This is a genomic window from Pandoraea communis, from assembly GCF_902459745.1.
GTDB lineage: Bacteria > Pseudomonadota > Gammaproteobacteria > Burkholderiales > Burkholderiaceae > Pandoraea > Pandoraea communis.
The window spans coordinates 275,660-289,819 of the sequence record NZ_CABPSJ010000004.1; the positions used below are offsets into that span (position 1 = coordinate 275,660).

Annotated in this window: 12 protein-coding genes and 1 pseudogene; 8 read left to right on the plus strand and 5 right to left on the minus strand. The window is 63.2% G+C overall.

The window, feature by feature from the left end; translation table 11 throughout:
* Positions 1-51: 51 nt before the first annotated feature.
* The 3 genes from PCO31110_RS15915 to PCO31110_RS15925 form a co-directional block, all read right to left on the minus strand.
* On the minus strand, positions 52-264 hold the full coding sequence (locus tag PCO31110_RS15915) for a hypothetical protein (RefSeq protein WP_010805164.1): 213 nt from the start codon (positions 262-264) through the stop codon (positions 52-54).
* A 290-nt stretch (positions 265-554) separates the two neighbouring features.
* The gene (locus PCO31110_RS15920; RefSeq protein ID WP_010805163.1) at positions 555-680 is read right to left on the minus strand and encodes a PleD family two-component system response regulator; all 126 of its coding nucleotides are present in this window, start codon (positions 678-680) and stop codon (positions 555-557) included.
* A 109-nt stretch (positions 681-789) separates the two neighbouring features.
* Positions 790-2,091 (minus strand): UDP-N-acetylglucosamine 1-carboxyvinyltransferase, encoded by a 1,302-nt coding sequence (locus tag PCO31110_RS15925; RefSeq protein ID WP_150690855.1) that lies wholly within the window; start codon positions 2,089-2,091, stop codon positions 790-792.
* A 251-nt stretch (positions 2,092-2,342) separates the two neighbouring features.
* Here PCO31110_RS15925 and PCO31110_RS15930 point away from each other — a divergent pair, with 251 nt between their 5' ends.
* The 3 genes and pseudogenes from PCO31110_RS15930 to PCO31110_RS26075 all read left to right on the plus strand — a co-directional run.
* Positions 2,343-3,542 carry an amidohydrolase family protein gene (locus PCO31110_RS15930; RefSeq protein WP_150690856.1) on the plus strand — a complete coding sequence of 400 codons (1,200 nt, stop codon included), beginning with the start codon at positions 2,343-2,345 and terminating at the stop codon, positions 3,540-3,542.
* Between the two features lie 310 nt (positions 3,543-3,852).
* A complete protein-coding gene (locus tag PCO31110_RS15935; RefSeq protein WP_150690857.1) occupies positions 3,853-4,848 on the plus strand; it encodes an alpha/beta hydrolase family protein in 996 nt (331 codons plus the stop codon).
* A gap of 118 nt (positions 4,849-4,966) precedes the next feature.
* A pseudogene (locus PCO31110_RS26075) lies at positions 4,967-5,191 on the plus strand (MATE family efflux transporter); the annotation flags it as partial.
* Between the two features lie 69 nt (positions 5,192-5,260).
* Here PCO31110_RS26075 and PCO31110_RS15945 read toward each other — a convergent pair.
* Entirely contained in the window at positions 5,261-6,175 is a 915-nt protein-coding gene (locus PCO31110_RS15945) for a LysR substrate-binding domain-containing protein (protein WP_150690858.1), read from the minus strand.
* A gap of 219 nt (positions 6,176-6,394) precedes the next feature.
* On the opposite strand from PCO31110_RS15945, the gene PCO31110_RS15950 reads away from it, so the two are divergent.
* The 3 genes from PCO31110_RS15950 (at position 6,395) to mdoH (ending at position 11,565) form a co-directional block, all read left to right on the plus strand.
* The gene (locus PCO31110_RS15950; protein WP_150690859.1) at positions 6,395-7,069 is read left to right on the plus strand and encodes a LysE family translocator; all 675 of its coding nucleotides are present in this window, start codon (positions 6,395-6,397) and stop codon (positions 7,067-7,069) included.
* Between the two features lie 354 nt (positions 7,070-7,423).
* Entirely contained in the window at positions 7,424-8,947 is a 1,524-nt protein-coding gene (locus PCO31110_RS15955; RefSeq protein WP_150690860.1) for a glucan biosynthesis protein G, read from the plus strand.
* The gene (gene mdoH, locus PCO31110_RS15960) at positions 8,944-11,565 is read left to right on the plus strand and encodes a glucans biosynthesis glucosyltransferase MdoH (protein ID WP_246189860.1); all 2,622 of its coding nucleotides are present in this window, start codon (positions 8,944-8,946) and stop codon (positions 11,563-11,565) included. Before PCO31110_RS15955 ends, mdoH begins: the two co-directional genes overlap by 4 nt.
* A gap of 125 nt (positions 11,566-11,690) precedes the next feature.
* Here mdoH and PCO31110_RS15965 read toward each other — a convergent pair whose 3' ends face one another.
* Positions 11,691-12,494 (minus strand): peptidoglycan DD-metalloendopeptidase family protein, encoded by an 804-nt coding sequence (locus tag PCO31110_RS15965; protein ID WP_081636391.1) that lies wholly within the window; start codon positions 12,492-12,494, stop codon positions 11,691-11,693.
* A gap of 440 nt (positions 12,495-12,934) precedes the next feature.
* On the opposite strand from PCO31110_RS15965, the gene PCO31110_RS15970 reads away from it, so the two are divergent.
* On the plus strand, positions 12,935-13,138 hold the full coding sequence (locus tag PCO31110_RS15970) for a cold-shock protein (RefSeq protein ID WP_010805153.1): 204 nt from the start codon (positions 12,935-12,937) through the stop codon (positions 13,136-13,138).
* Positions 13,139-13,354: 216 nt separating this feature from the next.
* Positions 13,355-13,993, plus strand: coding sequence for a LysE family translocator (locus PCO31110_RS15975; RefSeq protein WP_010805152.1), 639 nt, complete (start codon positions 13,355-13,357; stop codon positions 13,991-13,993).
* Positions 13,994-14,160 lie beyond the last annotated feature (167 nt).

Below are 14,160 nucleotides of genomic sequence, written 5' to 3' on the forward strand. Positions count from 1 at the left end.
CTCGTCTCGTTGGCCGCGCCAGGGCCCTGGCGCGGAATCGCTTACGTGGACTCAATCGTTTTCCATATCGCGGATGAACAGCATGGCCGCGTGCTTGGCCTGATCGATGCTCTTGAACGTCCTGCCGTCCATGGGCCAGACGTCGACCAGTACGGCGTAGTCGCCGGGCCGATCGGCCTGCATGATGCGAATGTAATGCTGCCGGAACACGCAGCGCGCGAGTTCCACTGTCGGATGCGGTCGGCGGAAATGGGCGGTTGCCATGACAGTCTCCAGAAATTCGGCCCTCCAGCCTCAACGGGCCGTTGTTCTGTCATATGCAAGTTGCGCGCCACCCCATCTGAATTATTTAACTATTTGATATATAAGGAAGTTGTGAGGAGGGTGGGCGAGCGCGGTGGAAAAAGCGTTACGAAAACGAAACATCGCCGAAACGGCAAGACGTAACACTACCGGGGGGGATATCAGCGGGACAACGGCGCTGCACACAACTCAGCCAACCCGGCCAGATCGCCTCGTTGCGCGAGTTGATGGACGTGCCGGGCGAAGCCGTCTTATTGCGGCGATGCCGAGATCGCCAGCACGGGCATGCCGCGCCAGCGGCAGCGTGTGGCGCGGGCGACCGCGAGACCGTCGGCGTTGGGCATCATGTGGCCGGTGACGACCAGATCCGGTCTCATTCGCGAAACGCCAGATTCAGACGACGCGTGTTGGTGCCGACCGCGGTCGGCGTGCCCGTCTGGCGAACCCGGCCCCGTGGGGGCCGGCCGCCGGCAGAACACAAGTGGCTTACTCGGGGGTCGTCCAGACGACGTTCGCGCCCACCGAGCACAGGTTTTCGACGAAGCGCGGGTGCGCGCGCTGGATCGGCTGGGCGTTCTTGATGGTCGATTGTCCGTCGATACTGGAGGCCACCATCAGCAGGGCAATCGCCACGCGGATGATGTACGGGCTTTCCACGACAGCCGGCGAGAGCGGTACGCCGCCGAACGTGATCAGGCGATGCGGATCGGACTGGAACACGTGTGCACCGAACTTCGACAACTCGGTCGACCAGCCCATGGCGCCGTCATACACCTTGTTCCAGAACATCGCGCTGCCCTCGGCCTTCACACCCAGCGCGATGAAGATTGGTAGCAGGTCGACGGGGAAATACGGCCAGGGGGCGGCCTCCACCTTCGTCAGAATGTTCTGTGTGAACGGTGTCTGCACCTTGAGCTTGCCTTGCGCGGTGGCCGTCGACCAGCCATCGCGGTGCTCGACCTTCACGCCGAACTTGGCGAATGTGCGGTCGATCAGCGGGAACTGATCCGGCGCCGTGTTCTTGACCGTGATTTCGCCGCCCGTGATCGCGCCGAGGGCCAGGAACGTCGTGATTTCATGGAAGTCTTCGGCGAAGCGGAATTCGCCGCCGCCGAAGCGTTCCACACCTTCGATGGCGAGCTGCGACGTGCCGACACCTTCGACGGGCACCCCCAGCATCTGCATGAAACGGCAGAACTCCTGCACGTGCGGCTCCGAGGCCGCGTTGTTCAGTTGCGAGCGCCCCTTGGCCGATGCCGCGCACAGCACGAAGTTCTCCGTGGTCGTCACCGAAGCGTAATCGAGCCAATGGCGGATGGCGGGGCGCGCGTCGTCTGCGTGGATGAGCAGCGAGCCTTCGGTGCGCTCGACGCGTCCACCGAAATGGCGCAGCACTTCGATGTGCGGGTCGATCTCGCGCACGCCGAGCGTGCAGCCCTTGACGTTGTCTTCGATGCGTGCAACGCCGAACCGCGCGAGCAGCGGCGGCACGAGCATGATCGACGAGCGCATTTCTTCCGGCAGATGGTCGGTGAGCGGGTCGAACTTCGTATTGCGGTGATGGATGTCGAGCGTACCGGTTTCGAAATCGACGCTCACATCGCTGCCGAGCTGCCGGAAGATATCGAGAATCTTGCGAACGTCGGTGATCTCGGGCACGCCGATGAGGCGCACGGGCTGATCGGTGAGCAGCGTGGCGCAGAGTACCGGGAGAACGGCGTTCTTGTTGGCGGAAGGGATGATGCGGCCGCGCAGGGGCTGGCCGCCGTGGACTACCAGATGGGACATGGGCTTCCTTCGGGCTTCGTGCTTTCGTGTGTCGGGCGGGGGGCGAAAGTGGCAGGCGGGCCACAGGCCCGTCGCAGACAGGCGAAATATACCCCTGAATGCGGCGCATGTGCCATGCGTCCCCTGAGCCCGTGGTGCGATTGCCGCGCCGCTTGACGGGCGACAGCCCGTGGTATCGGCGGTGTGGGCTGCCGTTCCCGATACCTGATACGCTCGCGCAACGTTGCCACGGAAATTCATTGAGGGAAGGCATGACAACACTGGACATCTGCAATGCACGCGGCCTCGACGGTACGCCGGTCGAGGTGCGCATCGAGAGCGGGCGGATTGCGGTGATCGGGCCGTCTCTCCCGTCGTTACCCATCGCACAAGGGAACGCCACCCGCCGGATCGACGCGCGCGGCGCGTTGCTGCTACCGGGTCTTGTGGAGTCGCACACGCATCTCGACAAGACCGCGTGGGGCATGCCGTGGTACGTCAACGAGTGCGGCTCGCGCCTGATCGATCGCATTGACAACGAGAGACGGTGGCGTGCCGAGAGCGGGCACGATGCGGGGGCCGCGTCGCTCGCACTCGGGCGCGCATTCCTCGCGGCAGGCACCACGCGGCTGCGCACGCACGTCGACATCGATACCGACGCGGGGCTGCGTCATCTCGATGGCGTGCTCGCGACTCGGGAGGTGCTGGCGGACACGCTGGACATGCAGATCGTCGCCTTCCCGCAGTCGGGCGTGCTGGACCGCGATGGCACGGTCGCGTTGCTCGACGACTCGCTCGCGCGGGGCGCCGACGTGCTGGGCTGGCTCGATCCGTGCGCCATCGACCGCGACCCGAGAGCATCGCTCGACGCCATGTTCACGCTGGCCGACAAGCACGGTTGCCCCGTCGACGTTCATCTGCATGAGCCCGGAGAGATGGGCGCGTTCTCGATCGAGCTGATGCTCGAGCGCACTGTGGCGCTGGGCATGCAGGGCAAGGTCGTCGTGTCGCATGCGTTTTGTCTGGGGGAACTGGAGGCGGCGCGTGCCGATGCGTTGCTCGCGCGCCTGGCGGACGCGGGTGTCGCGCTGATCACGACGGCGCCGCCCTCGCGCGTCGTGCCGCCGCTCATGGCGTGCCGCCGCGCGGGTGTTCCGCTCGCGGGCGGCAACGATGGCATTCGCGACACATGGACACCGTACGGCACGCCCGACATGCTCGAGCGCGCCATGATGATCGGTCTGCGCTACAACCTGCGCCGTGACGACGAGTTGGCGATCGCGCTCGATTGCGTCACCCATCAGGGCGCGAGGGCATGCTGGTTCGACGACTATGGCTTGCATGCGGGGGCGCGCGCCGATCTGGTGCTGGTCGATGCGGCGAACGCCGCGCAAGCCATCGTCACACGTGCGCCGCGCCGCTGGGTGGTGGCGAACGGTCATATCGTGGTGAGCGAGGGTGTGGCGGTGTGACCCTCTTGGCTGGCCCTCGGCTTATCGTGCGACATAACCAGTGCCCGTCATCAGCGCGCCTGACACGCCTGACGCGTTTGGCGAGCGATACGCGCGATTCACGCGACTCGTACGGCCCACGCGTTGCGCACGCGAGACAGGTATGTCGTATGCAAAATTCATGCGATTCCCTACGCAATCCGCGCTAAGATGATCCATCGTGTGATGTCGCAGCGGGGCTTCGGCGCGAGACCGTTGTTCCCGGCCCAATTGGCCTGCCGGCCTGGGTGGCTGTGGGCTGCCAGAGACCAGGGGAGAACGGATGCTCGGAATGTCGCGCAGGGCCGGGGGACGATCGTTCGCGACGATGCTCGTCGCGCTCGGTGCCTGCGGTCTCGGCATCTCCTTGGTGGCTTCGCTCCCCTCGCTTGCCTCGGCTGCCGACACGACAATGCCGGGCAAACCGGCGGTGAAACCTGCTTCTCCCCCGGTTCCTTCGACTTCCTCTTCTGGTGCCACGCCTACGCCGAACACCCCGGCGCCGTCCGGTGTCGATCTGCGGGTGCTGCGCAGCGACGGTGGGTACGCCAATCTCCATGTCTTCCGGCCGCCTGCTGCTTGCAGCGGGGTGGCCGTGCTCAGTCCCGGCGCCGGCGACGACCGTGACGCGCTGGCTTGGCTTGGGCGTGCCCTCTCGCAATATGGTTGGCTGACGGTGACGATGGCACACAAGGAAAGCGGGCACGACTCGTTGCGTGATCGCGTGCGCAACGGCGGGTTGCGCGACGGATTGCTGGCGCTCACTACGGATCCCGAAGCGTATGTCGATCGTCTCGAAGACACCGGCGCGGCGCTGCATTGGGCACGCACGCAATGCCGATCGGGACCGGCGGTCTTCGCGGGGCATTCGATGGGTGCGGTCACGGTGATGGTCGAGGCGGGGGCGAAGAACAAGCTCGGGCTCGACAGTGACGACCGTTTCGACGGTTACATCGCGCTGTCGCCGCAGGGGCCGGGACCGATTTTTCCGGCGGGCGCGTGGCACGACATCCATAAGCCCGTGTTGCTCGTGACCGGCACGCGCGACGCGCCGCTGGACGGCAAGTGGCAGACGCGCACCGAGCCGTACGCGGATCTGCCGACGGGGTGCCACTGGCAGGCGGTTGTCGATGGCGCCACGCATTTCAACTTTGCCGGTTTCGGCTACGGGCACGGCGATATCGAAGTCAAGGTGTTGCCGTTGATCCAGCGCTTTCTCGACAATCTGCGCGCGCACCAATGTGCGGTACCCGCGCCGGCGGCTGGCGTGAAGTTCGACACCAAGTAGGGGGCGTCATGGCCGGGCATGACCTCACGCGCGGCCCGTCGGAAAGACCTTATTCCGGTTCTCGCTGCCGGTGCCGGGCAGCAATGTGCTTCAGTCGCTCAACGCCTCGATCGACGCAATGTGGATCGGGCACTTCCTGGGCGAGTCTGCGCTAACCGCCGCCTCCAACGCCAACATCCTGCTGTTCTTCCTGCTGGGCGTGGTGTCCGGCATCAGCATGGCCAACGCGATACGCATTGGCCAGTCCATCGGCGCGAAAAACCAGGAACTCACTCAGCGGATCGTCGGCACGAGCACCACATGCTTCGTGCTGACGTCGACTGCCGTCGCCGCCCTCGGTGACCTCTTCACGCCCGAATTGCTCAATGCGCTGGGGACACCGAGTGATGCGCGTGCGTTCGCCGTCGCAGGGCTATGGGATTGCGTCTCGCGTATCGGCCGGCGTTTCGCGGGAGATCCATTTCGAAGCCGATTCTGCGAGCGCGGAGCGAAGCCAGTGCAGGAGTGTTTCGCGGGCCGGGTTTGCGGCGAACGGTTCGCGCGCGAGCGCGACGTACGCTGAGCCATCGCGGACGAAGCCGGAGGGGGCGATGAGGCGTCCGGCGTCAAGTTCGTCGCTCACCATATACACGGAGCCGATGGCGGCCCCCAGCCCGGCGCCTGCGGCCTGCAGGCTCAAATAAAAGTGTTCGAACGGCGGTGTTGTGGTGTTTGCGTCGATGGGTGATTTGCGGGTGGCGCGCTGCCAGTCCTGCCATGCCTGTGGGCGAGTGCGGGTATGGAGTTGCTTGGGGTGGGGAGTATCGAACGAGGCGGGCGAGCCGACGGGCCCGATCCATTCATCTGCGAGGGGTTCGGCGGCGAGCGTGTGTCCCCAGAAGAAATCATTACGCCGGATGGCGACGTCAACGCCGGCTGTTGCGAGATCGAGGGGGCCGCCGGCGGAGTGGAGATGCAGTGTGATGTTGGGATGCGCTTGAGCGAAAGTGCCGAGGCGGGGGATGAGCCAGCGCATGGCGAGGGTGGGTTCGCAGGAGACGACGAGGGGGTGGGTGGGGGAAGAGGGGTGAAGGCTGGCGACGGTTGAGGCGAGGTGTTCGAACATTTGCCGGGTGGTGGAGTGCAGGCGTTCTCCTGCGGGGGTGAGGAAAACGGCGCGATTGCGGCGTTCGAACAGTGGCAGGCCGAGGGCATTTTCGAGCGTACGGATTTGGCGGCTGACGGCGCCGTGGGTCACGAACAGGTGGTCGGCGGCGCGGGCGAAGCTTAATTCGTTGGCGGCGACGTTGAAAACGTGGAGGGCATTGAGGGGTAGCGACCGATTCATAGGTGAAAAATTATCACGAATAAAAGCGCACAAAGATCGTTTTTCGCGGCCGAAGAATTCTCACAGAATAACGAACAATTCAGGACCCAAAAAGTAAAAAAACGCCTGAAAAATCAAGTGAGACGGATCGGGGCCCTGTTCTGCCGCGAGTTGGGTCACTGTCTGAGTGGCGGAATAGGGCTCCGGTCCGTCGGTGTTGAATTCGGTGAGGTTTTATCAATGCAAGAGCTACTAGCGGTAATAACAATCACGGTATTGGCGGTAATCAGTCCGGGGGCGGATTTCGCGATGGTGACGCGGGAGAGTTGGCGGTATGGCCGGCGGGCGGGGATGTGGGCGGCGGTGGGGATAGCGGTGGGGGTGCAGGTGCATGTTATCTACACGTTGGTCGGGGTCGGGTTGCTGATAGCGCAGGTGCCGTGGCTTTTTGCGGTGATCAAGTGGATGGGGGCGGCGTATTTGATGTACATCGGTTGGCGGACGTTGCGAGACCGAGCGCCGGTAGCGGATGTGATTCGGGAAGAGGGGGCGACGGGAGCAACGGGGGCGTCGGCGCGGTGTGCCGGATTGGGCGTTTCTGGCCCAACGCATTGGGAAGAGGCCGCGAGCGCCTTGCGCAAGGGTTTTTTCACCAACGCATTGAATCCTAAGACCACGTTATTCGTGGTGAGTACGTTCACGCAGATCGTTCATCCGGGGACGGGGTGGGCGCTTGGGCTGGCTTATGGGGTGTTCATGTCGTTCGCGCATTGGGCGTGGTTCAGCCTTGTCGCGCTGGGTTTCTCGGCGGGTTGGATGCGAGCGGCGATGGTTCGGCGTCAGCACATCGTCCGGCGCACCATAGGTGGGGCGCTGATAACACTTGGCGGGTTATTGGCGATGACGAATCGGTAATCACACCCTGCGAAGGATGGGAATGGGCCAAAAGAGTCGGCCTCGAGTGGCACGGAAATGGTGTGAAAACGACTTCCGGATGATCTGGCTGGGATTGAAGAGGGGGCCGAAATCCAGCCGTTTTGCGCATTCGTCACAAATAGTCACAAATTTATGACTCCCCGTGAGCGGCGTCCCGGTGGACGATTGGGGTAATGTGAGCACCCGCTTCGAAGGTTTTACCGATGCATCTTTAGTCAATCGGTGAATGAACGGGTAAAATTGCGCGTTCGGCGCACGCTAGCTACGGTTGGCACGCGCGTTACACGCTATCCTCCACTGCCGATGGAATTCCTGCCCAACGCGGTTCCCCGCATGATTTCCCACCGTGCCGTGCGCCTGGCGCTCGCCAGTGTGCTGAGTTTTTGCGCGCTCGTGTCCGGTGCCGCGCATGCATTCTCATTCGATGATGTCGCCAAACAGGCGCGCACGCTCGCGAATAGCCGCTATAAGCCGAAAGATCCGAATCTGCCCAAAGAGTTGCAGAACCTCACCTACGACCGCTATCGCAATATTCGCTTCAAGCCCGAGAAGGCGTTATGGCGTGCGCAGAAGCTGCCGTTCGAACTGATGTTCTTCCACGAAGGCTCGTACTATGACCGCCCGGTCAAGATTAACGAGCTGTCGGGCAACGCCGTGCGCGAGTTGCGCTACAGCCCCGACATGTTCGATTTCGGCGCTCTCAAAGTCGACCCGAAACAACTGCGTGGCCTGGGCTTTGCGGGTTTCCGCGTCCACTTCCCGGTCAACACGCCGAAGTACAAAGACGAAGTGATGGTCTTCCTCGGCGCGAGCTACTTCCGCGCGCTGGGCAAAAACCAGACATACGGCTTGTCGGCGCGCGGGCTCGCGCTCGACACCGCGCTCAATTCCGGTGAAGAGTTTCCGCGCTTCACCGAATTCTGGATTCAACGCCCCGCCCCTGGCGCCAAAGAGCTGATCATCTACGCGCTGCTCGATTCGCCGCGCGCCACCGGCGCGTATCGCTTCACCTTGCGTCCCGGCGTGGACACCACGGTCGATGTGAAGGCCGAATTGTTCCTGCGCGAGAACGTCACCAAGCTGGGCATTGCGCCGCTCACCAGCATGTTCTACTTCGGCGAGAACCAGCCCGCAGCGGTGGCCGACTATCGTCCTGAAGTACACGACTCCGACGGCCTGTCGATCCAGTCGGGCACCGGCGAATGGATCTGGCGTCCGCTGGTCAATCCGAAGCGTTTGCTCGTGTCGTCGTTCGCGTTGTCGAATCCGGCCGGATTCGGACTCGTGCAACGCGACCGCGACTTCAGCAACTATCAGGATCTGGACGACCACTACGAATTGCGCCCGAGCGCCTGGGTCGAGCCCAAGGGCAAGTGGGGGCAGGGCCGCGTTGAACTGGTGCAGATTCCGACGCCCGACGAGACCAACGACAATATCGTTGCATATTGGATACCGGATGCGCCGCCCAAGCCCAAACAACCGTATGCGCTCGAATATCGGCTGTCGTGGCAAAAAGATAACGACAAGCGCCCGCCGACGGCGTGGGTGTCGCAAAGCCGGCGTGGGCATGGCTACCGGGGAAAACCAGACGACAGTCTGCTGTTTGCGCTCGATTTCGAGGGCCCGGCGCTCAAGAAACTGCCGGACGATGCCAAGGTCGAAGGGAACGTATCCATCGACGGCAATGGCAAAATCCTGGAAGTGCAGACGCAGCGCAATGACGTCACGGGAGGCTATCGCGTCATGCTCCGCATGCGCCGCCTCGATTCCGAGAAACCCGTCGAAATGCGCGCTTACCTGCGCAACGGCAGTAACACCCTATCCGAAACGTGGAGCTACCTGTTACCCCCCGAGTGAGCGACCGCTCCGACATTCCGGTCGACGAGTTGTACGTCGACCGGTTGCCCCTGCCCGCCGAGAAGCGCCGCGCGCTGCTTGCCCAAGCACAGCGTGAGGGCGGCGATTCGCTCGACGTTCTCGCTCGCTTGCAGCGCTTGCTCGCCGCACGTGCCACGAACGCCGGTGGCGAGGCCTTGCCGCCTGCGGGCGATACTTTTGCCAGGCCTGGCACGCCGACCGACGCCAGTGATGCGACAGAGCAGAACGACGCCGGCGCCGTGACGGCCGCAGTCTGGCATCCGCACGATATTGCCGAGATCGAATCCGACAGCGACGCCGTGCTCGCCTCGCAACCGGTGCGCCTTGCCATCACCGAGGGCGGATCGCTGGCGGCGGCTGCAGGGTTGAAAGCAGTGCGCGGTGTGCAGACATTGCGCATTGCGCCGCCGGTACGCCGCACGTCGCTTATTCCGCGCGCCTGGTCGCTGAATCCCCTCGGCCGGCTGTGGCGCAAGCTGATCGGCCGCAACGACCCCGATCCGCTCGTGCGCGACGCGCCCGACCCCAAGGGAAGATGGTCGCAGGCGGGCCGCCGCCGTCGCTGGACGCTGCTCACGCTGATGATCGCGCAGACGGCGCTGGCCACACACTTCATGGCGTCCGTGCTGCCCTATCACGGGGCCGACTCGCTCGAGTTTGCCGTGCTGGTGTTGTTCGTGCTGCTCTTCGGTTGGGTCTCGGCCGGGTTCTGGACGGCTATCTTCGGCTTCTTCGTTCTGCTGTTCGGCGGCGAGCGTCACATGATCTCGAAGATGGCCGCGGGCGACACGCCTATTGAGCCTGATGCACGCACCGCCATCGTCATGCCGATCTGCAACGAAGACGTCGGCCGTGTGTTCGCCGGTTTGCGCGCGACTTACGAGTCACTGGCCAAGACCGACTCGCTCGAACGCTTCGACTTCTTCATTCTGTCCGATTCCAACGAGGCCGATAACTGCACCGCCGAAGTCGACGCGTGGCAGGCGCTTTGCCGCGAAGTCGGTGGCTTCGGCCGTATTTTCTATCGCCGCCGCCAGCGCCGCGTGAAGCGCAAGAGCGGCAACCTCGACGACTTCTGCCGACGCTGGGGCAGCGACTACCGCTACATGATCGTGCTCGACGCGGACAGCGTGATGAGCGGCGAATGTCTGACGAAACTCGCGCGCATGATGGAAGCGCATCCGAGCGCCGGACTGATTCAGACCGCACCGCTCGCGGCCGGACGAGAAACGTTCTATGCCCGTCTGCAACAGTTCGCGGGCCGCGTGTACGGCCCGCTGTTCACCGCAGGTTTGCACTACTGGCAGTTGGGCGAAGCGCATTACTGGGGCCACAACGCCATTATTCGTCTGAAGCCCTTCATGGAGCACTGCGCGCTTGCCCCGTTACCGGGCAAGGGCGCAATGTCCGGCGCCATTCTCTCGCACGACTTCGTCGAGGCGGCGCTCATGCGGCGCGCAGGCTGGGGCGTATGGATTGCCTACGACCTGCCCGGCAGCTACGAAGAAATGCCGCCGAACCTGCTCGACGAACTCAAACGCGACCGGCGCTGGTGTCAGGGCAACCTGATGAATTTCCGCCTGTTCCTGGCCGAAGGCATGCATCCGGTGCATCGCGCGGTGTTTGTCACGGGGGCCATGGCCTACGTTTCCGCGCCGCTGTGGTTCATTTTCCTGATTCTCTCGACGTGCCTGCTCGCCCAGCACACACTGGTCGTGCCCGAGTACTTCACGACGCCGCGTCAGCTTTTCCCCGTCTGGCCTGAGTGGCATCCCGAGCGGGCGCTCGCCTTGTTCTCGGCAACGGCAACGCTGCTCTTCCTGCCGAAGATCCTCGCCGTGCTGCTGATCTGGGTGAAGGGGGCAAAGCGATTCGGCGGCGCCTTCGCGGTGACGGTGAGCATGTTCATCGAGATGGTGTTCTCCGCCGTTCTCGCGCCCGTGCGGATGCTGTTCCACACGCAGTTCGTGCTCGCTGCGCTTACGGGCATCGCCATCCAATGGAAGTCGCCGCCGCGTGAAGACGCCGAGACGAGCTGGGGCGAAGCGATTCGCCGCCATGGCCTGCAAACGGTGATCGGGCTGGGGTGGGGCGGGATCGTCTACTGGCTCAACCCGGACTTCATCTGGTGGCTGATGCCGATCGTCGGGTCGATGATGATTTCGATACCCGTCTCCGTGTTCTCGAGCCGGGTAGCGCTCGGACGCGGCCTCAAGCGCGCCCGTCTGTTCCTGATTCCGGAAGAGTCGTGGCCGCCCAAGGAGCTGCGCATGACGGAGAAGTACACCGAGGAAGCGGGCAAGCACATCGACTTCGTAGACGCCGTGATCGACCCGATGGCCAATGCCCTGATCGCCGCTAGCGTGATGCCGACCCGCGACGATGCGAAGCGCGACGCCGTGCGCGCCGGCCGTGTCGAGACGGCGCTGCTCAAGGGGCCCACCAAGCTGACGAACACGCAGAAGTGGGAGTTACTCAACGATCCGCGAGCACTCGCTGCGCTCCATCTGCTGGCGTGGACCGACCCGCGCGCACATCGTGAATGGCGCGACGCGCGTGCCAACGGGCTGTCGCAGGGCTTCCTCGCGTCGGCCTGAGCGGTGCGCCCCGTTCGGTGCAACGGAACGGGGCCACGGAATGAAAAACGGCAAGGCATCGTGCCTTGCCGTTTTGGCTTTCGCGGCCTTCGTCCCCAAAGACGAAACGGATGGCGCCGATCGGATCAGCGCGACGGCAGGAAGTCGCGCGGATTGAACGGCGTGCCTTTTTGACGCACTTCGAAGTGCAACTTCACGGTGCCGTGCGAATCGGTGTCGCCCATCTCGGCAATCTTCTGGCCCTTGCTGACCGATGCGCCTTCCTTCACGAGAATGGCGCGGTTGTGCGCGTAGGCGGTGAGATAGCCGTTATCGTGCTGCACCATCACAAGGTTGCCGTAACCCCGAAGTCCGCTTCCCGCGTAGACAATCTTGCCTGCGGCGGCGGCGTAGATCGGGTCGCCCGGCTTGCCGCCGATATCGACGCCCTTGTTGCTGCCGCCGTCGTAATTCGCCAGCACCGGGCCGTCGGCGGGCCACACCATCGGAATCTTGTTTGTCGCTGTGCGCGGCGCCGCCGGTGCGGGCGCGGACTTCGGCGCCGGCTTGGCTTTCGCACGCGGCCGGGCGGTGCCGGACGACGCGCTGCCCCCCGACGATGCGGCCGTAGCGGGCGCACTGGACGAGGACGAGCCGGCGGGCGGCACGACACGCAGCACCTGACCGACCTCTATCTTGTCGGGGTCGGTCAGTCCGTTCCAGCGCACCAGATCGGCTGTGCTGGCGTTATTGCTGCGTGCAATGCCATAAAGGGTATCGCCCGACTGCACACGATAGCTGCCAGCAGGCACCGGACCATAGGTCGGCGATCCGGCGCAGGCGGCGAGCGTGGCACACACGGCCAGACTCAGCACCTGGGTGCGGCAACGGGCGAGCCAATGGGGTCGGCTTGAATTTCGTACTTCAGATTGCGGCCTCGAGGGGCGCATGAGAAGGTTAGGCTCCATCCGTAGGCAGGTGAGAGGCACAATGGCGGTCGCTTGGTGTGCCGGTTAGGCAATGCGCGTCAGATAGGGGAAAACCACGGGAAAGCGGTTTCAGACAGCACAAAACGCGGGCAAGATGCGCGACAACGGCATGGGCACGGGACAAAACGCCCATTGTACGGGCAGCGGCACCCGCTCGGACACAGGAAGAGTGCCCAAATTCCCCGCTATTTGCGGAAATTGTTACTCAATATGCGGTATTTACCCTGTTGACAAGCGGCGGCGCTACACGTATAAAACCAACTGCAGATTGTCAAGCCGCGAAGTTGTTGTCAGACGTAGTTTTCCTGCTTCTCGCTGGTTTCTAGTCCTTCATTTTCCCTTGATTGTCAGCGCTGGAGGGGTCATTCCGACCCCAGGCTATTGTTTTATTAGGAAAAAACATGGAAACCGGTATTGTTAAGTGGTTCAACGACGCAAAGGGCTTCGGCTTCATCACCCCGGACGCCGGCGGTGAAGACCTGTTCGCTCACTTCTCGGAAGTGAAGGTTGACGGCTTCAAGTCGCTGCAAGAGAACCAACGCGTGTCGTTCGAAGTGAAGACTGGCCCGAAGGGCAAGCAAGCTGCGAACATCAAGCCGATCTAAGCGGCTTCATCGCTTTCACGTGACGCTGTGCCAGCTTTAGGGCGAGACAGCGTCCCGCGATCAACAGGCCCGATGGCGAAAGTCATCGGGCCTGTTTGTTTTTTGATTTCTTTCCCTCGCGTTTCGCATGAGACGTGTACGCGAACGATGTCATCACCACGGTTCGACGCTACAATGCCTGACGCGAACTCGCGTATGCATTTTTCCGAGGCAATCATGAGCCTGCAAACGTGGTGGCTATACGTAGTCACCGTTTTTTTCGTCTCGGCGACACCGGGACCGAACATGTTGCTCGTCATGACGCATGGCGCGCGTCATGGGTTGCGTCCGTCGTTGGGAACGATGGCGGGTTGCATGACGGCGCTCATCGCGATGATGTCGATTTCGGCGGCAGGCCTGGGCGCGGTGCTCAAGGCGTGGCCGATGCTGTTCGACACGCTGCGCTATCTCGGCGCAGCCTATCTGATTTATCTCGGTTACAAGAGTTGGCGCTCGCCGGTGGACACCAAGGAAGCGGCCGCCAACCTCGGCACACCCGCGCTGGTGGCCGGCTCGAGCTTCGGCAAGCTGTTCAAAGCAGGCTTTCTGGTGGCGGCAAGCAACCCGAAGGCCATTTTGTTCGCCGCAGCGTTCTTGCCGCAGTTCATCGACCCGACGGCCGCCAAGCTCCCGCAGTTCTCGATTCTGCTCGGCACGTTCGCCGTGATCGAGATGAGTTGGTACATGGTCTACGCTACCGGCGGACTGCGCATTGCGCCGTATTTGCGCGAAGCGCGCGTGCTCAAGGCATTCAACCGCATCAGCGGCGGCGTGTTCATGGGCTTCGGCGCGCTGATGGCAGCGGTGCATCGCTGATCTCGCGGGACAGGCAGCAAGGGGGCATCGGAGCGCCCCAAGTGAGGCGTACGGCGCGGGGAGCAGTAAGTTCTTGCGCTGGAACACTCAATATTTACGGCCCGCAACCGTTAACGTTCATGATCAGATACACGAAACGGCGAGTGGGCACCGGCTGGCGCTCGTTC